General features: G+C 62.0%; 19 protein-coding genes. 17 read left to right on the top strand and 2 right to left on the bottom strand.

The window, feature by feature from the left end; translation table 11 throughout:
* Positions 1-25 precede the first annotated feature (25 nt).
* A complete protein-coding gene (locus tag CAURIM_RS08750) occupies positions 26-715 on the bottom strand; it encodes an ABC transporter ATP-binding protein (protein WP_070445261.1) in 690 nt (229 codons plus the stop codon).
* Entirely contained in the window at positions 712-1,860 is a 1,149-nt protein-coding gene (locus CAURIM_RS08745; RefSeq protein ID WP_070729776.1) for an ABC transporter permease, read from the bottom strand. The genes CAURIM_RS08750 and CAURIM_RS08745 overlap by 4 nt, the downstream gene beginning before the upstream one ends.
* 523 nt (positions 1,861-2,383) lie before the next feature.
* Here CAURIM_RS08745 and mraZ point away from each other — a divergent pair.
* The 17 genes from mraZ to CAURIM_RS08660 all read left to right on the top strand — a co-directional run bounded on the left by mraZ (position 2,384) and on the right by CAURIM_RS08660 (position 21,609).
* Positions 2,384-2,818 (top strand): division/cell wall cluster transcriptional repressor MraZ, encoded by a 435-nt coding sequence (gene mraZ, locus CAURIM_RS08740; RefSeq protein WP_010190539.1) that lies wholly within the window; start codon positions 2,384-2,386, stop codon positions 2,816-2,818.
* 173 nt (positions 2,819-2,991) lie between these two features.
* The gene (gene rsmH / locus CAURIM_RS08735; RefSeq protein WP_070445266.1) at positions 2,992-4,035 is read left to right on the top strand and encodes a 16S rRNA (cytosine(1402)-N(4))-methyltransferase RsmH; all 1,044 of its coding nucleotides are present in this window, start codon (positions 2,992-2,994) and stop codon (positions 4,033-4,035) included.
* Complete coding sequence (ftsL, locus tag CAURIM_RS08730; protein WP_070445269.1) at positions 4,032-4,868, top strand: cell division protein FtsL; 837 nt, start codon at positions 4,032-4,034, stop codon at positions 4,866-4,868. The genes rsmH and ftsL overlap by 4 nt, the downstream gene beginning before the upstream one ends.
* A 328-nt stretch (positions 4,869-5,196) precedes the next feature.
* Positions 5,197-7,065 carry a peptidoglycan D,D-transpeptidase FtsI family protein gene (locus CAURIM_RS08725; RefSeq protein ID WP_070445273.1) on the top strand — a complete coding sequence of 623 codons (1,869 nt, stop codon included), beginning with the start codon at positions 5,197-5,199 and terminating at the stop codon, positions 7,063-7,065.
* Positions 7,066-7,132: 67 nt separating this feature from the next.
* Positions 7,133-8,686 (top strand): UDP-N-acetylmuramoyl-L-alanyl-D-glutamate--2,6-diaminopimelate ligase, encoded by a 1,554-nt coding sequence (locus CAURIM_RS08720; RefSeq protein ID WP_070445276.1) that lies wholly within the window; start codon positions 7,133-7,135, stop codon positions 8,684-8,686.
* Entirely contained in the window at positions 8,683-10,218 is a 1,536-nt protein-coding gene (locus CAURIM_RS08715) for a UDP-N-acetylmuramoyl-tripeptide--D-alanyl-D-alanine ligase (RefSeq protein WP_201827783.1), read from the top strand. The genes CAURIM_RS08720 and CAURIM_RS08715 overlap by 4 nt, the downstream gene beginning before the upstream one ends.
* A 23-nt stretch (positions 10,219-10,241) precedes the next feature.
* Positions 10,242-11,354 carry a phospho-N-acetylmuramoyl-pentapeptide-transferase gene (mraY, locus tag CAURIM_RS08710; RefSeq protein ID WP_201827785.1) on the top strand — a complete coding sequence of 371 codons (1,113 nt, stop codon included), beginning with the start codon at positions 10,242-10,244 and terminating at the stop codon, positions 11,352-11,354.
* Positions 11,351-12,742, top strand: coding sequence for a UDP-N-acetylmuramoyl-L-alanine--D-glutamate ligase (gene murD / locus CAURIM_RS08705; protein WP_201827790.1), 1,392 nt, complete (start codon positions 11,351-11,353; stop codon positions 12,740-12,742). The genes mraY and murD overlap by 4 nt, the downstream gene beginning before the upstream one ends.
* A gap of 14 nt (positions 12,743-12,756) precedes the next feature.
* Positions 12,757-14,238: an FtsW/RodA/SpoVE family cell cycle protein gene (locus tag CAURIM_RS08700; RefSeq protein ID WP_070445288.1), complete on the top strand. Its 1,482-nt coding sequence runs from the start codon at positions 12,757-12,759 to the stop codon at positions 14,236-14,238.
* A gap of 29 nt (positions 14,239-14,267) precedes the next feature.
* Positions 14,268-15,353 (top strand): undecaprenyldiphospho-muramoylpentapeptide beta-N-acetylglucosaminyltransferase, encoded by a 1,086-nt coding sequence (gene murG / locus CAURIM_RS08695; RefSeq protein ID WP_070729779.1) that lies wholly within the window; start codon positions 14,268-14,270, stop codon positions 15,351-15,353.
* A gap of 38 nt (positions 15,354-15,391) precedes the next feature.
* Positions 15,392-16,882, top strand: coding sequence for a UDP-N-acetylmuramate--L-alanine ligase (gene murC, locus CAURIM_RS08690; protein ID WP_201827792.1), 1,491 nt, complete (start codon positions 15,392-15,394; stop codon positions 16,880-16,882).
* Positions 16,875-17,534 (top strand): cell division protein FtsQ/DivIB, encoded by a 660-nt coding sequence (locus CAURIM_RS08685; protein WP_083276441.1) that lies wholly within the window; start codon positions 16,875-16,877, stop codon positions 17,532-17,534. Before murC ends, CAURIM_RS08685 begins: the two co-directional genes overlap by 8 nt.
* 206 nt (positions 17,535-17,740) lie before the next feature.
* A complete protein-coding gene (gene ftsZ, locus CAURIM_RS08680) occupies positions 17,741-19,105 on the top strand; it encodes a cell division protein FtsZ (RefSeq protein ID WP_070445299.1) in 1,365 nt (454 codons plus the stop codon).
* Positions 19,106-19,129: 24 nt separating this feature from the next.
* Complete coding sequence (gene pgeF / locus CAURIM_RS08675; RefSeq protein ID WP_070719483.1) at positions 19,130-19,870, top strand: peptidoglycan editing factor PgeF; 741 nt, start codon at positions 19,130-19,132, stop codon at positions 19,868-19,870.
* Positions 19,870-20,580: a YggS family pyridoxal phosphate-dependent enzyme gene (locus CAURIM_RS08670; RefSeq protein WP_070643704.1), complete on the top strand. Its 711-nt coding sequence runs from the start codon at positions 19,870-19,872 to the stop codon at positions 20,578-20,580. The genes pgeF and CAURIM_RS08670 overlap by 1 nt, the downstream gene beginning before the upstream one ends.
* A 67-nt stretch (positions 20,581-20,647) precedes the next feature.
* The gene (locus tag CAURIM_RS08665) at positions 20,648-21,070 is read left to right on the top strand and encodes a cell division protein SepF (RefSeq protein WP_012715146.1); all 423 of its coding nucleotides are present in this window, start codon (positions 20,648-20,650) and stop codon (positions 21,068-21,070) included.
* A 227-nt stretch (positions 21,071-21,297) separates the two neighbouring features.
* Entirely contained in the window at positions 21,298-21,609 is a 312-nt protein-coding gene (locus tag CAURIM_RS08660; RefSeq protein WP_070445308.1) for a YggT family protein, read from the top strand.
* Positions 21,610-21,640: the final 31 nt, after the last annotated feature.

Raw genomic sequence — 21,640 nt, 5'->3', positions numbered from 1 at the left:
CTACGTTAAGCTGCGCATTCTTTTTCTACTCTGACGCTGGGGCTGAGGCAGGCGTCAAGCGGCCGTCGACCATCTCATAGACCTTGTCGCAGTGCTCAAGGACTTCATAGTCGTGAGTGACCATAATGCCAGCGACGTTAAAGTCGTGGCATTCTTTTGCCAACAGCGCCACGATCTCTTGGGAGCGTGCGCGATCAAGGGCGGCAGTGGGTTCGTCGACAAGCAGCACTTGGGGATCGCCCACGAGCGCGCGGGCGATGCCGACACGCTGGCGCTCACCGCCGGACAAGCTTCCTGGACGGTGCTTCGCCCGATGCTTCATACCGACCTTGTCGAGCAGCTCAGCGCTGGAGTAGCGCCCAGTCTTGCCGATGACCTTGGTGGCCAGCTCGATTTGTTCCTCCGCGGTCAGCGCGGAGGGAAGGTTACCTGTGGACTGGAAGACGAAGCCGATGTGGTTGCGACGAATCTCGGCCAGTTGGGTGCCGCTCAGCGGCACGATATCTTCACCTGCGACTAGGACCTTGCCGGAATCGGGTGTTGTCAGCGCGCCCGCAACGGCGAGCAGTGTGGACTTTCCAGAGCCGGATGGGCCAACCACGGCTACGAATTCACCGGGATCGATGCTGAGATTGACGGAATCGAGTGCCTTAACTTGCGAGTCGCCATCGGTGTAGCTGATGGTGACGTCGTGTAGTTCTAAAGCTGGGCTCATCGGTTTTCTCCTAGGGCAGCGAGGGGGTTGGTTCGGGTAACGCGGACGACGGCGATGAAGGCACCGAGCAATCCAGCGACGAAGAGGATGAGGCCGCCACTGATGACAGAGCTGAATTCGGTGGCATAAGGCATCGCGGTCTGCTCCAAGAGGCTGCCTAAGCCGACGGCCACCAGCGCGCCCGCCAGGATGGACAAGACAAGGATGACTACAGCTTGGCCGAGGCTATCGCGCAACAGGAAGCCCTTGGTGGCGCCCATCGCGCGAAGAGTGGCGATATTGCCTGCCCGCTGGATGGTCCAGACGAGGAAGAAAGCACCAGTGACGAGCGCGGCGATGACGTAGAGGAACCACGTAATCATGGACAGGGTCATCATCTCAGCGGTGTAGCCGGGGGAGGAGTCGAAGCTTTCCTTGAGGGTGCGCACATCGAGTCCGGACTGCTCTGTGAGGGCTTCGGTGTCGGGTTTGTCTGTAGTGCGGGCGACGATAACGGAAGCCTCTTCATAGGCGTCCGGGTTGACGGCTTCACCGTGGCGCCCGCCGGCATGGATCTCCTGCCAGATATCCAAAGGCAGGTAGGCCACGTCCACGTGACCGAAGGTGCGCTGGTTATCGCTAAAGCCGATGACATTGAGAGGGATATCCAGGCGGTCAAGGGTGATCGTGTCACCGACTTCGATGCCCTCATCCTGCAGGGTGGAGGAGACGATGATGTCGTGCTTGGTATTGCTGGGTTGGCCGTCGACCCGCATGGTGTCGATGGCGGGGAGCCCAGCTGGAGCGAGGAAGGAATCGGGTTTTACTCCCAAGAGGGTCAAATCCACTGCCGTGCCCTCGTGGTTATGGGCATTGGCAATGGTCAGGCCCAAAGGGGCGGCCTGGTCTACGCCATCGAGGTGGGCGAAGGATTCGGCTGCGGAGGCATCAATTACGGAGCGGGTGAAGGCGGAGTCCTTTTGGGTGCCGTCGGCGAAGGCGACGACGTCGCTGTCCATGGCCTTCAGTCCGGAGACTCCGTCGTTGACCAAACCTGCGGTGAGGCCGGAGATGATGACGACGAGCATGGACATCAGGGCGAGGACAACGCCCATGAGGAGGAAGCGGGTACGCGCGAAGAGCATCTCGCGCCAAGCTAGATACATGGTGGATCTTCCTAGTGGGTGGGAATCTGTTGGAATGCCATCCCCGTCAAATGTGAGATAGCAACAATGTGTTTCTAACATAGGAACGTGGCGTTTCTAAAAATGCTGTCGCGAGAAACGGCTTCCTGGGCAGTTTCCCTAAATTCCCCACTTTCCCCCACTGGCCCCGTGTAGGCCGGTGAGGCGGTGGAGTGTGAGGTGCTTGGCTGCGGGGTAATGCGCGTATAAACCGCAGGATCGTGTGAATGTGGGGGAGAAATCTCCCTAAAGGGGTGAAAGATGCAGGTGTGAATAAGCGTGTGAAGTGCGCACTTAGGGGGTGTGTCAAGAGTGTGCTGGGAAAACTTCCCACCGAAAAAACTCCCGTCTAGCTGCATGTTTTCCGTGACACGCGGGGAAGAGGGGAGTTAAAGGTGTGGGCGGTGGGGGAAAGTGGGGTAGAGTGGGGCGCAGCGGAGGAGAGTTGTTCTCTTGTCGCGAGAGGAATCCGGAGTTTTCGAGTGGCAGGAAGGTGGACCCGGGGATGTTTCTCGGTACCTACACTCCCAAGCTCGATGACAAAGGTCGGCTCACGCTTCCAGCGAAGTTTCGTGAAGAACTGGCCGGTGGCCTCATGGTCACCAAGGGTCAGGACCATTCGCTTGCGGTATACCCGCGGGAGGAATTCGCGGCACGAGCTAGGAAGGCGGCGGCTGTGTCACGCACCAACCCGGACGCGCGTGCGTTCATCCGTAACTTGGCAGCGAGTGCGGACGAGCAGCGCCCCGATGGGCACGGGCGTATCACGCTGTCAGCAGGCCACCGTGAGTACGCAAACCTGACAAAGGAATGCGTGGTCGTGGGGTCGGTCGACTTCCTTGAAATCTGGGATGCAGCCGCGTGGGCTGAATACCAGGCGCAAACTGAAGACGCTTACTCGGCGGCAGACGCCGATGACGTACTTGCTGGGCTGCTCTAAAGCTTCCCCGGCACACCAAGAGTGCGTGTACGGACTCTGCCCGAGGAGGATGAGCTGGTGTACTTCCCCGACATCAGAACCCTTCCTCGGACAGGGCCCTATACGCACTCGCTTTTTATCGAGAACATCAGACCGCAGCATTAAGCGCCTGAACGGAAAGGGGGACAGCAACTGTGGAGCACGACGGCACCATAAACTACGACGTGAGCGAGAACCACGGCCATGTCCCCGTCATGCGTGCTCGCATGGCCCAGTTGCTTGCCCCAGCTGTCGAGGCGGCAGGGGAGAATGCCGTCATCGTTGACGGTACCTTGGGCGCGGGTGGTCACAGCGAATATTTTCTCACCGCCTTTCCCTCCGTGCGCATCATTGGCGTGGACCGTGACTCTGCTTCGTTGAGCAGTGCTTCTCGACGTCTCCGCCCCTTCGCCGACCGTTTCGTGGGTGTCAACGCGCGTTTCGATGAGGTGGGCAGTGCTATCGCGGATGGGGAAGACGAGATCTTTTCCATCGCGCGGGAGCATGGCATAGCCGGGGCGCTATTTGATCTGGGTGTGTCCTCCATGCAGCTGGATCAGGTCGATCGCGGTTTTGCGTACAAGACTGACGCCCCGCTGGATATGCGCATGGACCCTCGCCAGGGAACGACCGCCGCCGACATTCTCAATACTTATAGTCACGGCGACTTGGCTCGCATCTTAAAGACCTATGGCGATGAGCGTTTCGCCGGCAAAATCGCATCCGCGGTTCTGCGGGAAAGGGAAAAGGAGCCTTTTAGCAACTCCGCGCGCTTAGTCGACTTGTTGTACGCCACCATCCCCGCAGCAACGCGCCGCACTGGTGGCCACCCGGCGAAGCGAACCTTTCAGGCGCTGCGCGTTGAGGTCAACCGTGAGCTTGAGGCTATTGAGCAGGTTATCCCTGTGATTACGGATGCCTTGTCCATTGGCGGACGTGCGGTGTTTATGAGCTACCAGTCGCTCGAAGATCGCATTGTCAAGCATGCTTTCACCAAGCTCAGCACCTCGACCACTCCAGCGGGCCTGCCCATGGATTTGCCCGGAACCGCGGCGCATTATTCCGTGGTGACGCGTGGTGCGGAGAAGGCGAGCCAGGAAGAGATTGCGGAGAACCCGCGTGCGGCATCCGTCCGTGTACGCGCGCTCGAACGCCTTGAGGGGACACCGTCTTTTCATGAACCGGGAGGTAGGCCATGACGCTGAGAGACCGTACCGCACAGGCAACGCACCGCCGCGACCACGAGAGGACCCACACCATGGGCGCAAGCCGCGATTTCACCACTGGAGCCGATGCCACGGGCCAGGGAACCGCGCTGCTTGAACGGGGGCGTCGTACCACCCCGCTGCCGAGCCGCACCCCGCACCGCGGCACCGTTCCTACTCGCCGCGTTGGCTCCGGCCTGCGGGGAAGCCGCCTTGGCTCGAAGCAGGTCGTAAGCAATCGTGGGCGTCGTGTCGCACAGCCCACGCGGGTTAACGGCCTCTTCGCGCGCCTGTCCTTCACCGCCATTGCTCTGCTGATTACGGGTGTGGCCGCAGCCATGTGGCTGTCGGGCTTGTCTACGTCCCAGACCTTCAAGATTCAGGAGCTCACCGCCCAAGAATCCACGCTGGATAACCAGCTGGAAACCCTGAACCGAGACTTGGAAAACGTTCGTTCGGCCTCGGATGTCGCTCGCCGCGCCCACGAAGCCAAGATGGGCATTCCGGTCCAGCCGGGCGTTGTGGAGGTTGGCGCAGACGGCAACATCGAGCACAAGCGCGAGGCAACCCCGGATATGGAATCAGTCATCGATGTCAACGGTGAGCCGGTCCGCCCGGGGCAGGCTTCCAGTGACCCGAATGCGACGGCCAACATGTCCGACAACCTCAACGCCCGCCCGACGCTCAGCGAGCGCAACCGCGAAGGCGGAGGTGCCGCTACCACGGACGCGCATTCGGAGGATAGCCCCGAAGGCGGCCAGCCAGGGGAGGCGAGCGTTGAGCTGCCGGATATTCCGGCCCAGGCTCCCTATGCGGCGCGGGGATAGAATCCCCCTCCCGCTTCGCGCGTGCCTGCGTGGGCAGGCGGCGATAATAGGGCACAATTCGGGATGAGACTGTCTCTACCCCGCGCCAAGCGTGGGGCAAGACATTCAGCTGTTTACTTACCTACCCTCGCTGCAGACAGAAAGGTGACGTGTGACCCCACCACACTCCGGTGGCCGGCGCCCGAGGCGGGCTCCCGCCGCCCGTGCCGCTCAGCCACGCGGCGCCTCTCACCAACCACGGCAGCGCTACGACGCCGACCGCGTCGTTCCCGCGACCCGCTCCCGGAATCCACGTACCGGCAAGCCTTTCCTGAGTCAGCAAAAGACGATGCGCCAGCGCGTTCACGTCATTGCGGCGGTGATGCTCGTCATCATGCTGGCCTGGATGGGGCGCCTCGCCTGGGTGCAGATTGTATGGGGTCCAGACCTGGCAGCGAAGGCAGCAGCGCAGCGAACCCGCGTGTACGTCGACACCGCCGGACGGGGTGAGATCCTTGCACGCGATGGCCAACGTTTGGCCTACACCATGCGTGCTCGGTCATTGACCGTCTCACCGACTCGCCTGCGCGATGAGCTTCGTGAGCAGGAAGAGCAGAAGGCCACCGGGGAGGCCGAGTTTGAGTCCTTGGCTCCCGACGCGAAGAATTCCTACCTAGACAACAAAGTGACCGAGCGGCTCACCGAAATGTCGGAGGGGATTCCGAGCAAGCTGAAGGAGGCCGGAATCGATGCCGGCGACGTGGAACCGGAGCAGATTATGGACAAGCTCCGTGCCGACACCCAGTATGAGGTCCTCGTGCGCAATGTCGACCCAGATGTCGCGGTAGCTATTTCCGAGGAATACCACGGCCTTGCCGCCGATGAGCAGCAAATCCGCCAGTACCCCAACGGTGCTATCGCGGAGAACGTTATCGGCAAGGTGTCCATGGACGGCCAAGGCCAGTTTGGTTTCGAAGCCTCCGGTGATACCACCCTCACGGGTATTGATGGCAGCTCCACCGAAGACGTTTCGGCTAATGGCCAGGTGATTCCCGGTAGCCTCCGTGATCAGGTGCCCACCACTGACGGCAAAAATGTCACATTGACGCTGGATCTTGATTTGCAGACCTACGTGCAGCAGAAGCTGGAAAAGGCAAAGGCTAACTCGAAGGCGAAAAGCGCTGAGGCGGTCGTGCTGGATGCCGCTACCGGACAGGTCTTAGCCATGGCGAATACTGGTACGGTTGATCCGAACAAGGACATCGAAAAGCAGCTCCAGAAGGACAAAACCTTCGACAACCTGGCGGTCTCGCACCCCTTCGAGCCCGGCTCGGTGGCGAAGATTATTACTGCCGCCGCGACCATCGAGGAGGGTCTGACTGACCCGGATGAAGTTCTGCAGGTGCCCGGCTCCATCGACATGGCCGGCGTGACTGTTAATGATGCTTGGCCGCACGGCGTTGAGCCTTATACCACGACAGGCGTCTTCGGTAAGTCCTCGAACGTCGGAACGCTGATGTTGGCGGATCGACTTGGCCAAGATAAATACGCCGACTACCTGAAGAAGTTCGGACTCGGGCAGACCTCCGGAATCGAGCTGCCCAACGAGTCCCCGGGACTGGTTCCCGATCGTTCGCAGTGGTCCGGCGGTACCTTCGCTAACCTGCCCATCGGCCAGGGCCAGTCATGGACTGCCCTGCAGCTGGCGTCTGTTTACCAGGCCCTCGCCAACGACGGCGAGCGCATCGAGCCGCGCATCATTGATTCGATCACCGCGCCGGACGGGACGAAGGAAGAGCTGGAGGAGCCCGAGACCACCCGCGTGGTCAGCGCCGAAACCGCACGCACCGTCGTCGACATGTTCCGAGCGGTCTTCCAGGATGATCCGCAGGGCCTGAACAACGGTACCGCCGGCAACGCCAACATCGAGGGCTATCAGCTCTCCGGCAAGACCGGTACCGCGCAGAAAGTCGATGAGGACACTGGGGCTTATTCCAATTCCAAATACTGGATCACGTTTGCGGGCATTGCGCCTGCCGATGATCCCCGCTTCGTCGTCGCCGTCATGCTCGATGAGCCGGAATCCGGTGTCAACGACGATGGATCCGGCGGCCAATCAGCGGCCCCTGTTTTCAGCGATATCGCATCCTGGCTCCTTGACCGCGACAATATCCCGCCCTCCCCGCCAGCACCGCAACTGACTTTGCGCGCCGAGTAGTCAGCTCTCACACCGAAAAGCACATATCGAAAACCTAGAGACAGAGAAACAGAGAAGAGGAATCACCGTGACCAGCAGCACCACCCTGAAGCGCCTAGCAGAGATTTCTGGGGGCACAGTGATCGGGGATGCCTCGACTACCGTTAGGTCCTGTGGGCTGAACTCGGCAGCACTGCCGCCCGGTGGCCTGTTCGCGGCGCTTCCGGGCACACGGGTTCACGGCGCGCGCTTTGCCGCCGATACTAAGGCCGCAGCCATTCTCACTGACGCCGAAGGCCAGCGTATCCTCGACGACGCCGGAGAGAAGCGGCCGCTTCTTGTGGTGGAGGATATCCGCGCCATCCTCGGAGCCGTGTCCGCTGAGATTTATGGTCACCCCACGCAGAAACTCACCATCCTTGGAGTGACGGGCACCTCGGGTAAAACCACCACGAGTTACCTCCTCGAAGCAGGCCTCTTGCACGCGGGCTATTCAGTGGGTCTCATTGGTACGACGGGTACCCGCATTAACCGGGAGCCGGTCCCGACTTCCTTGACCACTCCGGAGGCGCCGACCTTGCAGGAGCTTTTTGCGCGCATGGTGTCTGAGGGAGTTACGCACGTGGTGATGGAGGTCTCCTCCCACGCGCTATCGCTAGGACGAGTCCAGGGAACGCGCTTCGACGTGGGTGGCTTTACGAACCTGAGCCAGGATCACCTGGACTTCCACCCGACGATGGAAGACTACTTTGAGGCCAAGGCCCTGCTTTTCGACGGCCCCCACGCCGCCGACCGCTCCGTCATCTGCGTCGATGACGAATGGGGACAGCGTATGGCGCAGCGCGCCGCAGCACGCCCGGTGATCCGGGTATCAACGACCTCGCAAGGAAGCGATGCCGATATCACTGGCCGTCAGCTCAGCACTGAGGTCACCGGTGCACAGCAGGTGGAACTAACGCTTGCCTCCGGTGAGCATGCCGGAACGTTTGAATTCCGCCTGCCTATGCCGGGTACCTTCAACATCGCCAATGCGGCTCTCGCCACAGGGATGGCCGCCGCTATTGGAATCGAGCCGCACGTCTTCCTCGAGGGTGTAGAGAAGGTGGCAGTCCCTGGGCGCATGGAGCGTGTTGACCGCGGCCAAGACTTTGTGGCTGTGGTGGATTACGCGCACAAGCCGGCTGCAATCGCGGCCGTTCTGGAGACCCTGCGCACGCAGTTGGAAGGCAGCACGGGCCGCATCGGCATCGTCGTCGGCGCGGGAGGTGACCGCGATTCCTCCAAGCGTCCGCTCATGGGAGCGGCCGCCGCGAAGGGCGCGGACCTTGTCGTCGTCACCGATGACAACCCCCGCACCGAAGACCCAGCATCGATCCGTGCAGCCGTGCTTGCGGGCGCCCAGGAGGCAAACCCAGCGGCTGATATCCGCGAGGTAGGCTCACGCGCCAAGGCCATTGATGAAGTCGTGGCGTGGGCGCAGCCGGGTGATGCCGTCATCGTCGTTGGCAAGGGGCACGAGGTAGGCCAGCTCATTGGCGATACCGTCCATCACTTCGATGACCGCGAAGAGATGGCTCGAGCTCTTGAAGCCGTGACTACTGCGACTACCCTGAGTACCGAAGAATCCAAGGAGCAAGCATGATTGCGTTAAGCCTCGCTGAGATCGCTGAGATCACGGGCGGCCGCCTGGATAGCGTCGATGATCCAAACACCCAGGTGACTGGTTTTGTCGAATTCGATTCTCGCAAGGTCACCCCAGGCAGCCTCTTTGTAACGCTGCCCGGAGCCCGCGTGGATGGCCATGACTACGCCACCACCGCAATTGATAAAGGCGCCGTTGCCGTTTTGGCGGCGCGGCCGGTGGGTGTTCCGGCGATAGTCGTCGAACCCCACGGGCGCGTCGAGGGTGACGGTGCCAACGCGGATATTTACGCCAACGATACAGATGGGTCTGCGGCCGCCGTTGTCGCAGCGTTGTCTGCGATTGCTCGTGCAGTAACGCAGCGCCTTGCCGCAGAGCAGGAACTCACTATTGTCGGTGTTACCGGTTCGGCCGGCAAGACGTCTACCAAGGACCTCATTGCCACCATCTTCCGCGAGGTGGGGGAGACTGTCGCTCCGCCCGGCTCCTTCAATAATGAAATCGGGTTGCCCTATACGGCTCTGCGGTGCGATGAGCACACGCGCTACCTGGTGGCGGAGATGTCGGCCCGCGGCATCGGGCACATCCGTCACCTCACCGAAATCACCGCGCCGCGCGTTGGCGTGGTCCTGAACGTTGGTAGCGCGCACCTCGGCGAATTTGGCTCGCGCGAGAATATCGCTCAGGCCAAGGGAGAGTTGGTGGAGGCGCTGCCGAACGCGGAGGCAGGCGGCGTAGCCGTCCTTAACGCCGATGATCCTTTCGTCGCTGCCATGGCTCCACGCACGGAGGCCAAAGTGGTGTACTACTCCACGGAAAATCGTCGCGGAGGTGCCCCGGCAGCACAGTACTATGCCACCGACATCGTGCTCGATGACGTCGCTCGTCCCTCCTTTACCCTGCACAGCCCGGATGCCGAACCCGTTGCTGTGAAGCTCCAAGTCTTTGGCTCCCACCAGGTGTCTAATGCACTGGCCGCGGCCGCCGCAGCCATCGAGCTGGGGGTGTCGGCAGACACGGTGGCGGCTGCCCTGTCCGGCCACCGCCTCGTTTCCGAACACCGCATGGACGTGCGCACCCGCCGCGATGGCGTCACCGTCATCGATGACTCCTATAACGCCAACCCCGATTCGATGCGAGCGGCCATTGCCGCTTTGGCTTATACCGCAGCAGCGCGCCCCGACGCCCGTTCCATCGCGGTGCTGGGGGAGATGGGAGAACTCGGCAGCGATGCAGAGCAATCGCACCGCCAGCTCGGTGAGTTTTTGGCCAAGTACCACGTCGAGCACCTCATCGCGGTAGGGGAGAATCCCAACTGCCGGGCGATGGCCGAGGCCGCTGCGCAGCAAGGTATAAATACAGTGGTGTGCGCCGATGCCGCGGCCGCCGCACAGGCGGTGGACGGCATACTGCGCGTGGCCCCAGCAGGGGTCGATGATTGGGCTAGCCGTAACGTTAAAGATGTGGTCTTGATTAAGGCCTCCAATGCCCAACGTCTCTGGTTGGTCGCGGAACAGCTGAACCACAGCTAGCCGCTAGAAAGGACTTCAAGCTCGTGACTCAGATCATCATCGCTGGTGCGGTTAGCTTCCTCGTGGCGATCTTTACCACCCCGGTTCTTATCCGCTACTTCTCCGATACCGGCCGCGGACAAGAGATCCGCGAGGATGGCCCCAAGTCTCACTTGCGCAAGCGCGGTACGCCGACGATGGGTGGCCTTGCCATCCTCGCGGGCATCTTGGTGGCCTATGTTGTGGCTGGCCTCTATGGCCTGCTAACAGGGCATGAGGCCTTTACCGCCTCCGGCTTGCTGGTCCTCGGACTGACCTTAGGCTTGGGCGCGGTGGGCTTCGCGGATGACTTCATCAAACTCTTCCGCCACCGCAACCTCGGGCTCAATAAGACCGCCAAGCTAGTCAGCCAGCTCGTGCTGGCGCTGCTCTTCGGCTTCTTGGTTCTGCGTTTCCCCAACGATGCGGGGCTGACCCCAGGCTCCACCAAGCTATCCTTCATCCGCGACTTGAATACTTTCGACCTAGCTGTCGGCGGCACGGTCATCGGAACCATCGTGTTCTTGATCTTCATGTACATCCTTATTGCGGCGTGGTCGAACGCGGTGAACCTCACCGACGGCCTCGACGGCCTCGCGGCGGGCGTTACCGCGATTGTCATGGGCTCTTATTCGCTGATGACCTTCTGGCAGTTCCGCTATTCCTGCGCCACTAACTTTGCTGCCGGGTGCTACCAGGTGCGCGATCCGCTCGACCTCGCCGTGCTTGCGGCCGCAGGACTGGGCGGCTGCCTGGGCTTCCTCTGGTGGAATGCCGCGCCCGCCAAAATCTTCATGGGTGACACCGGGTCCTTGGCACTTGGTGGTTTGGTCGCGGGTATTTCCGTTACCAGCCGTACCGAGCTACTCATGATCATCATCGGTGCCCTGTTCGTCATCGAAACGGTCTCCGTTGTAATCCAAATCGTGGTCTTCCACTCCACCGGAAAGCGCTTCTTCCGTATGGCGCCGATCCACCACCACTTTGAGAACGGTGGTTGGGCGGAAACGGCCTTCGTTGTCCGCTTCTGGCTTCTGGCTGCCATGGCGGCGATGGCCGGCGTGGCAATCTTCTACGGTGATTGGCTCACCGCCTCCGGCATAGGAGTAGGGGCATGACGCGCCCAGACTTCCTCTCCGGCCGCGTCCTCATCGCCGGCGCTGGCGTCTCTGGCCGCGGGTGCGCGGCAGTCCTTTCCCGCTTGGGCGTGGACTTAACGGTGGCCGATGGCAACGCGGACTCCCGCAGCCGTATCTCCGCGGAGTTGGGCGTTGCCGCCGTGGACACTTCCGCGGTGGACTTAGCTGAGTACTCGCTCGTCGTCACCTCGCCGGGGTGGCGGCCAGATTCACCGCTGCTCGCCGCTGCAGCCTCCCGCGGCCTTGAGGTGATCGGCGATGTGGAGTTGGCCTACCGCCTCGACCAAGCAGAAGTTTTTGGTGCCCCGCGCCGTTGGCTCGCGATCACCGGCACCAACGGCAAAACCACGACCACCGGCATGCTCGCTGCCATCATGGCTGCTGACGAGCAACGCTCCGGACAGCGCGCCCAAGCCGTAGGCAATATCGGCGTGTCATCTTTTGATGCCTTGGCCGCTGAGCCCCGTGTGGACATCCTCGTAGCGGAGCTCTCATCCTTCCAATTGCACTGGTCCTCCCAGCTACGCCCAGAAGTCGGAGCTCTGCTTAACCTCGCGGACGACCACCTGGATTGGCATGGCTCCTTCGAGGCCTATGCCGCAGACAAGGCCAAGATTCTGCGCGGAGAGCATGCCGTCTACGGCAAGGAAGATGAGCACGTTCGAGCGCTCGCTGCTTCTCTTCCCGGCGCAACCGCTTTCAGCCATGCCGAGCCCGCTGCAGGTGAAGTAGGCGTGAGCACCGGCAGCCTCCTCGTCAACGAGGTGGCAGGGATGAAGTCCGTCGTGGTAGACGATGCCACCACCATCCAACCTGCCGGTCTGGCCGGAGTGCTGGATGCCGCTGCCGCGTCGGCGGTCGCGGCTGTCGCCGGTGCTCAGCCGGAATCCATTGCCGAAGGACTTGGCTCCTACGTGGTGGCTGGCCACCGCGGGGAGATTGTTCACCGCCATGCTGGCGTGACCTACATCGACAATTCCAAGGCGACGAACCCACATGCCGCGGAGGTCGCTATGCGCGGCTTGGACTCCGTGGTGTGGGTGGCCGGCGGCCAACTGAAGGGCGCTGATGTCTCGGAACTGTTGCGCACCCATGCCGCGCGGCTGAAGGCGGCGGTTCTGGTGGGCGTCGACAAGCATGTGCTTGCCCAAGCCCTCGTGAAGGCAGCGCCACATGTGCCCGTCGTCATCGTGGATAGCCACGATCCGGAAGCCGCAATGGAACAGGCAGTGTCCGCCGCCGTGCAACACGCCGACGCCGGCGATACCGTGCTTTTAGCACCCGCTGCGGCATCGTTGGACATGTACACCGGTATGGGCCAGCGCGGCGATATCTTTGCCGCCGCTGCCCGCCGCCTCGCCCGCTAGCGCTAGGAGCACCCGTGACCGCCACCAGCACCCAGAAGCCACAACGCACGCTGGGATACCACCTGCGTGACCTCCGCGAGCGCCTCCGCGCCTACCCCGGACTTGACTATTTAATGCTGCGCATCGCCATATTTTCGCTCATCGGCATCGGCGTGCTCATGGCCTTCTCCTCGTCGATGGCGACGTCGCTGTCGGAGACCGATAGCCCGTGGTCTGCTGCACTGCGCCAGTGCGTGCTCGTTATCGCCGGCCTCATCGTGTTTTGGATTGGCCTGCGCATGTCGCCCCGCACGCTCCGGGCACTCGTGCCGTGGTTTCTGGGGCTATCCATCCTGCTTCTTATCCTCGTCCTCGTGCCCGGCATTGGTACCGGTCGTGTGGAGGTCGGTTCACAGTCCTGGATCATGCTGCCTGGTGGCGTGGCTTTCCAGCCCTCCGAGTTCGCCCGTGTGGCCGTGGGCATGTACGGCGCTTCAGCGCTGGCGGATAAGACGCACCGTTCGATGCGCCTGACGGACCCTTTCATGATGTACTCCATCATCGCCGGCATCATGTTCGTGCTGATTGTGGCCCAAGGCGATCTCGGCATGGGTGTCTCTTTCGCCCTCATCGTCGTGTTCACTCTGGTCTTCGCCGGTGTGGACTGGCGTGTTCCGACCGTCGTCGGTGTCTTCGGCGCCATCGGCATGGTCACCGTCTTCTTGGCCGGCGGCTTCCGTTCGCACCGCTTCCACACTTATTTCGATGCGCTGCGCGGCAATATCGAGGACACACAAGGAACCGGTTTCCAGGCTTACCAGGGCTTCCTTTCGCTTGCCGACGGCGGCTTCTGGGGCGTTGGCCTCGGCCAGTCACGCGCCAAGTGGTTCTACCTCCCAGAGGCGAAGAATGACTTCGTCTTCGCCATCATTGGGGAGGAATTGGGCCTATGGGGCGGTGCCTTGGTCATCGGGCTGTTCGCCGTACTGGGCTACTTCGGGCTGCGGGCGGCAACACGCGCCCAGGACCAATTCCAGTCCCTGCTGGCCGCCACGTTGGCGGTGGGTGTTGTCGTGCAGGCATTCATTAACATTGGCTACGTGATCGGCGTGCTGCCGGTGACGGGTATTCAGCTGCCGATGATTTCTGCGGGTGGTACGGCCGCGGTGATCACGATTGGCTCGATGGGCCTGCTGTGCAATGTGGCGCGCCACGAGCCGCTGCAGGTTTCCGCCATGCAGAACTTTGGGCGCCCGCTATTCGACCGTATCTTCTTTATCCCCGAACCTACGCCGCCCAATGAGCGTCGCGGCGGGGCACACCGGGCCCCGCGTGAACGAGGGGAGGGCACGCGCTCCCAGCGCGCGCACCGCGACCGCTCCCAGCGCCATGTTGAGCGCAGCCGCGAGGAAAGATTTGGGCGTGCAGTAACGGGACGCTCGTCGCGCTCGCAGACGCCGCAGGGGGAACAGCGGCGGGAGTATCGCCGGGAGTATCGGCGCGGCGAGCGACGGTAAGAAAGCGCGGCGCTGGTAGCGTGTAGTGCATGAATGACACGCCGATTTCCGTCGTCATCGCAGGTGGCGGCACCGCCGGACACATCGAACCAGCGCTCGCGGTGGGGGAGGAGCTGCGCCAGCGCCATGGCGCGCGGGTGACCGCTCTAGGAACCCCACGAGGTTTGGAAAGTGATATCGTGCCGGCGCGTGGCGTCGATTTGCGCATGATTACGCCGGTCCCAGTCCCACGCAAGATCAACGCCGATGCCGCGAAGCTGCCGTGGCGGGTCCTCAAGTCTGTCCGGGAAACCCGCGCGGTTCTGAAGGACGTCGGGGCCAATGTGGTTTTTGGTACTGGAGGATACGTCGCTGCGCCGGCCTATCTGGCGGCGAAGTCTCTGGGTATCCCGTTCTTCGTGCTCGAGACGAACGCTCTGGCCGGCATGGCCAACAAGCTGGGGGTCCGCCTCGGTGGCACGGGCATCAACGCGCAGGAACGCTCAGGTATGCCCGGTGAGGTCCTGGGAATTCCCGTGCGGCCGGGAATGGGTGAGGATCCCGACGGCGCAAAGGCGGCGGCTGCGCGCCAGAACTGGAACCTCGACGCGCATCGCCCGACAATCGTGGTGACCGGCGGTTCACAGGGAGCAGTGAGCATCAACACTGCCGTGGCCGGCGCGCTCGATGACCTGTGCCGAGACTTCCAAGTGCTGCACGCCTATGGCAAAAAGAACGAGGCACCGGCTGAGCACGAGCACTACACCGCGGTGCCCTATATCGATGACATGGCTGGCGCTCTGGCCGTTGCTGACCTCATGATCTGCCGTTCCGGAGCGATGACGGTGGCAGAGGTCTCCGCGGCCGGTCTGCCCGCACTCTATGTGCCGCTGCCGCACGGCAATGGCGAGCAGGCTCTGAACTCGCGCGCGCTGGTGGAATCCGGCGCCGCGGTCCAAGTTCCGGACGCCGAATTGACCTCGGAGCGCCTCGTTGCCGAAGTTCGCGCTATCCTTGACCACCCCGAAACTTTGACGGCCATGCGTACTGCCGCTGACGCCAGCACAGCCGGCGAGGTTGCAGCTATCATCGCTGACCGCATCGCGCAGCGTGTCGCCGCCGAGAACCGCGGCTAGACGCACAGTACAGGTTAATGAAAGAAGGATTTTTCACCATGACTGATACCCCTGCCACCACGGACCTGTCCCGCGTCCACTTCGTCGGTATCGGCGGCTCCGGCATGTCCGGTCTCGCACGCATTCTGGTTAGTCGGGGCGCGGTCGTCACCGGCTCGGACGTTAAGAAATCGACGGCTGTCGACGTCCTCCGCGCGATGGGTGCGCACATCGCCATCGGCCATGCCGCTGAAAATCTTGACCTGGCTGGTGATAAGCCAACCGTGGTCGTGACTTCCTTCGCCGCCATCCCACACGACAATCCCGAGCTCACTGCTGCGCGCGAGGCCGGAATCCCGGTCATACGCCGTTCAGATCTGCTGGCTGAGCTGATGTACGGCCACCGCCAGGTCCTGCTGGCTGGTACTCATGGAAAAACTTCGACTACCTCCATGGCGGTGTCCGCGCTGCAGCAGGCGGGCCTCGACCCCTCCTTCGCCATCGGTGGCCAGCTCAACCGTGCCGGAACCAACGCGCACGGCGGCACGGGTGATGCTTTCGTTGCAGAAGCCGATGAATCCGATGCTTCACTACTGCGCTACAGCCCCTACGTGGCGGTGATTACCAATATCGAGCCGGATCACCTGGATTATTTCGGCACCGCGGAAAGCTACTTTCAGGTCTTCGATGATTTTGCAGACCGCGTTGTTGAGGGCGGCTACTTGGTAGTTTGCCTTGAAGACGCTCAGGCGGCCGCTACCGGCGAACGCGCAGCACAGCGTGGTATTCAGGTGCTGGGTTACGGCGCACGCAGTGTGGTAGGCGAAGAGTCTTCCGTGCCCCTCGCAGCGGAGATTCTGGAGGAAACCGTCTCCGCCGCCGGCGCGCACGTCCGCGTTCGCTTGGCCCTGCCGGGGCAGGTGCCGCAGGAGTTGTCTTATGACTTGCACGTCCCCGGGCATCACATGGTGCTCAATTCGGCGGCCGCGCTGTTGGCCGGCACGCTGGCCGGCGGAGACCCAGCGGAACTGGCCGCGGGCCTGACCGACTTTACGGGCGTGCGCCGCCGCTTCGAGTACCGCGGCAGCGAGCGCGGAATCCGCGTCTTCGACGATTATGCGCACCACCCTACGGAGGTATCCGCGGTACTTAACGCGGCCCGTGCGAAGGCGGATGCGGAGGATGAGGGGGCGCGTGTTATCGCCTGCTTCCAGCCGCATCTGTACTCCCGGACAATGAAGTTCGACGCAGAGTTTGCTCAGGCCTTGGCGCTTGCCGACGCCGCCGTCGTCCTCGACATCTACGGAGCCCGCGAGCAACCGGTTGAAGGAATTACCTCCCGCATCATCACCGATAAGATGCCGGAGGACATGCCGGTCATCTTCGAACCCGATTTCTCCGAAGCCGCTGGCGATGTCATTTCCCTGGCACAGCCCGGTGATATCGTCCTCACGATTGGTGCGGGCACGGTTACCTACGTAGCCGGTGAGATTTTGTCCGAGCTGGGACGCAACGATGAGGCGGAAGAGCCGAAGGAACCGAATGTCTAAAAAGACTGGGGCGCTCGCGGTGGGCGTGGTGCTACTTGTAGCGGTCATCGCTGCAGCCGCAGTGTGGCTTTTTCCTATCCTCACGGTGAAATCCTTCGAGGTGGTGGGAAACGATCACGTTGCTGCTGAGGATGTGGAGCAAGCTAGTGGTGTCGCCAAGGGCTCGAACCTTGCGCGCTTGGATGCTCGCGAGGCCGCGCAGGGCGTGGCGTCGCTCCCGTGGGTAGAAAGCGCGACGGTATCGCGGGCATTCCCGTCGACGGTGCACATTGAGATCACCGAACATGAGGCAGTGGCCTTTGTTCGCAATGGTGGCACGACGGTGTTGGTAGATAATCACGGTAAGGAATTTGTGGAAGATGAAGCACCACCCGAGGCCGTGGAGCTGACCGGTAGCACAGACTCCGGCTCCCCAGAGATGCAGGCGGCCGTCGAGGCCGTTGCAGCCCTCCCCGCGCCGATTCGGGAGAAGGTGACGACCCTCGAGATCGCAGACAGGTATTCGCTGACTTTCCACACAAAGGATGAGAAAACCATCTTTTGGGGGGCATCCGAAGACAATAAAAACAAGGCGATTGCTTTCGAAGATGTGCTCAAGCTTGAGGGCGAATCCTGGAACATTTCTAACCCGTCGCTGGTGACTCGCCGCTAGGGGCGTCGCGAGTGGGACGGGTGGGGCGCTTGTTAAGAAAACCGCATGTCAGCAACCCTAAAGTAGAGGTTGAGGGTACCGACACGCGGCAAAATGTGCGCCGAAATTACCCCATTGTCGTTAAAGATGGATGTAACCGCCTCTCACGAAAAGAGGCGCCTCCTCGTTTACATTAAAACCTTATTCGAAAGGCAAGAGACCCTCGTATGATCTCATCTAGCAACAATCTCGCGGACATCAAGGTCGTCGGCGTCGGCGGCGGCGGTGTCAACGCTGTCAACCGCATGATCGAAGAAGGGCTCAAGGGAGTCCAGTTCGTGGCGATCAACACCGATTCCCAGGCGCTGATTTTCTCGGATGCGGATACCAAGCTCGACATCGGACGCGAGGCCACCCGCGGCCTCGGCGCCGGCGCTAACCCGGAGGTAGGAAAGACCTCCGCGGAGGATCACAAGACCGAAATCGAAGACGCCCTCCAGGGCTCCGACATGGTCTTCGTCACCGCTGGCGAGGGCGGCGGAACCGGTACCGGCGCAGCCCCTGTCGTTGCCTCCATCGCAAAGAAGATGGGCGCTCTGACCGTCGGTGTCGTTACCCGCCCGTTCAAGTTCGAGGGCGCGCGCCGCACCCGTCAGGCCATGGCCGGCATCGAAGAGCTGCGCGAGGTCTGCGATACCCTCATCGTTATTCCGAATGATCGCCTCATGCAGCTGGGCGGCGAGGAGCTGTCTATCGTCGAAGCCTTCCGCGCCGCCGACGAAGTCCTGCACAATGGTGTGCAGGGTATTACCAACCTCATCACCATCCCGGGCATGATCAACGTCGACTTTGCGGACGTTCGCTCCGTCATGTCCGACGCAGGTTCCGCCCTCATGGGCATCGGTTTTGCTCGCGGGGATAACCGCGCGCTCAACGCTGCTGAGCAGGCCATTAACTCCCCGCTGCTGGAGTCCACCATGGAGGGCGCCAAGGGCGTTCTGCTGTCTATCGCTGGTGGCTCCGACCTGGGCCTCCACGAAGTCAACGCGGCTGCCTCCATGGTGGAGGAGCGTGCCGACGAGGACGCCAACATCATCTTCGGCACCATCATCGATGACAACCTTGGAGACGAAGTCCGCGTTACCATCATCGCCACCGGCTTCGACGCGCAGGCCAATATGACCTCCCAGCCGGCGCAGTCTGGCCAGGCACAGCAGCAAGGTTCGGAGGCTACCCCGGCCGCACGCCCGGGTTCCCTCTTCGAGAACCGTGCTGAAGCACAGCCTGAGAGCCCCGCCGCGCCGCGCACCGAGGCCCCGCGCGAAGAGTACACCCGTGCCGAGCCGCAGCGAGCTGAGTCCCAGCGCATCGGCCGCGAGGAGTACACCCCGCGCCACTCCTACGAGCGCGAGCAGCCGGCTGAGCCAGCCCCGTCGAGCGGACTGTTTACCACCTCGGATCGCTTCCGTGGCGAAGAGTACCGCCGTGGTGCCGATGACGAGTACCGCCTCTCGCGCCCCGCTGAGCGCAACAGCCGTGACTTCGATGACGATGGCGACGACGATCTCGACGTGCCGTCCTTCATGCGCTAGTCCCAGCCAGCTACTCTGGAGTGCATGCCAGTAAACGAGGAAGCACACGCAGCACGACGCCCCGTCCGCATGGTGTTTACAACCCGTGCTGGCGGGGCGTCGTCGTCCCCCTATGACTCTTTCAACTTAGGCGATCACGTCGGCGATGACCCCGCCGCTGTGGCCGCCAATCGCGAGAGACTTCTCCGAGCAACGGGATTAGAGGACATCGTGTGGATGGAGCAGCTGCACACCAATACCGTGACGGTCGTGGGCGCCGAACACCGCGGCGCGAAGGAGCCCGTGCCGGCCACCGATGCGGTGGTGACCACCGAAAAACGCCTGGGGTTGGGCGTGCTCGTGGCTGATTGCACGCCGGTGCTGCTTGTCGACGTCTCCGCGGGCGTCATCGGTGCCGCCCACGCCGGGCGTCTGGGCGCGCGCAATGGAATCGTTCGGAACACGGTCAACGCGATGATTGAGCTGGGGGCTACCCCTTCGTCGATCCAGGTGCTTATGGGGCCGGCCGCTTCTGGGCGTAACTATGAGGTTCCGGAGCAGATGGCGGAGGACGTCGAGAAGCACCTGCCCGGCTCCAAGACCCGCACGGCGTCGGGTACCTGGGGCGTCGACGTGCGCGCCGGTGTGATTCGCCAGCTGATGGGCATGGGAGTCACGGCCATTGAGTCGGACCCACGCTGCACGATTGAGGACACAGATTTCTTTTCATATCGCCGCGAGGGCGTTACTGGACGCCAAGCCGGCGTGATTTGGTTGGAGGATTAATGACTAATAACAACACCGCGCGCCGCGAAGAATTGCGGGCCGGCCTGGCGCGCACCCGTTCGGATATTCACCGCTTTGCTGAGGCCGCTGGCCGCCCCGCCCCGCAGCTGCTGCCTGTGACGAAGTTTCACCCGGCCGAAGACATCGCGCTGCTAGCGGAGCTAGGGGTAACGGATGTGGCAGAAAATCGCGAGCAGGAGGCCCGCGCCAAGGCGGAGGTCTTGCCCGAGATGCGGTTCCACATGATCGGCCAAGTACAGACCAAGAAAGCGAACCACGTGGCCCGGTGGGCGCATAGTGTTCACTCGCTTGACTCAGAAAAACTCGCCAGAGCACTCGACCGCGGCGTGGCTCTTGCCCAGGAGCGCGGCCAGCGTGAGGACACGCTTCCGGTCTATATTCAGGTCTCCGCCGACGGTGATACCGCGCGTGGTGGCTGCCCGCTAGAGGGGGTATCCGCTCTGGTGGATCTGGTCGAAGATCTGGAGAACCTGCAGCTGTGTGGCTTCATGGTGGTTCCACCGCTGGAGAGCGATCCGGCGGAGGTTTTCACCCAGGTGAGGGCGCTGACGGATGAGGTGGCGGCCAAGCTTGGGCGAGACCTGAAAATGTCCGCCGGAATGAGCGCTGACATGGAGCCGGCGATTGCATCTGGAACAGATGTCGTGCGTGTCGGAACCGGAATTATGGGAGAGCGCCCGCTAGGTTAATTGTCATTGTAAAAGTGCATTACAAGACAGCAAATGAACAGCACACTAGGTCAGAGGGAGACCCAGAATGTCACTGATTGATAGGACTAAAGAGTTCTTCGGGCTAGGCCCGATGGACATGGACGCCGACGATGCTTACTACGCAGACGAGCGCGCTTATAGCGCTCCGGCGTATGCACCTTCCTACGAAAAGCAGGAAGAGGAATTTGTCCCGACTATCGTGGCGCTGTCGCTCGTTTCCTTCGACGATGCAGCGAAGGTTGGCGGCCCCTTCCGTGACGGTGACGCAGTGGTCTTCGAGCTCACTGACGCTGATCGCGGCTCCGCAAAGCGCTTCGTTGACTTCGCTGCTGGCCTCTGCTTTGCACTGGAAGGCCGCATGAAGAACCTGACGAAGGGCGTGGACACCAGCCGTAAGGTTTTCGCTATCGTGCCGAAGGGCGCCGATATCTCCACTGTTGAGCTCGAACGCGCAGCGCACCTGCGCTAAAGACTTCGCGCTTTAACCGCTTCATCGCCTATTTTCCCCTGTGTTGGCTAAGGGGGAGGGGGCGATGGGGCGGTTTGTTGGTTTTCTCGCTATTTCCCTAGCGGTCTAAGCGGAGCGGTATTCTCGGCGGCGGTGCGGCTGCCGCGGTGCCATCTCTGTTCGCCGAGGGCGAACCCTCGGGCAGGGGAGTACCGTCCGCGGGGGTGGTTCGGATAGGCTCGGGCACTGTGAATGCTTTAGGTTCAATTCTGCTCGTCGCCGTGAGTCTTTACTCGTGGATTTTGTTGGCGCGCATCGTCATCGAGATGATTCAGTCTTTCTCGCGCCAATTCAATCCGCCCCGCTGGTTCATGATGGTTGCCGAGGTGCTCTTCGTCGTCACTGACCCGCCAGTTAAGGCGCTGCGTAAGGTTATTCCGCCGCTGCAGCTAGGAGGCATTGCGCTCGACGTTTCCATCATCGTTTTGTTCCTGCTTTTGTCCATCCTTTCGCAACTTATTGGCTGGCTATTTTTCAGCGCCAATGGGCTTGCAATGTAATAAACGGGTGTATTAAACCCTCCTGTTAACG

Origin of the sequence: Corynebacterium aurimucosum (assembly GCF_030408555.1) — a bacterium.
GTDB classification, from domain to species: Bacteria; Actinomycetota; Actinomycetes; order Mycobacteriales; family Mycobacteriaceae; genus Corynebacterium; species Corynebacterium aurimucosum.
The sequence above is the reverse complement of the archived record's forward strand: the minus strand, read 5'-3'. Positions and strand labels throughout refer to the sequence as shown.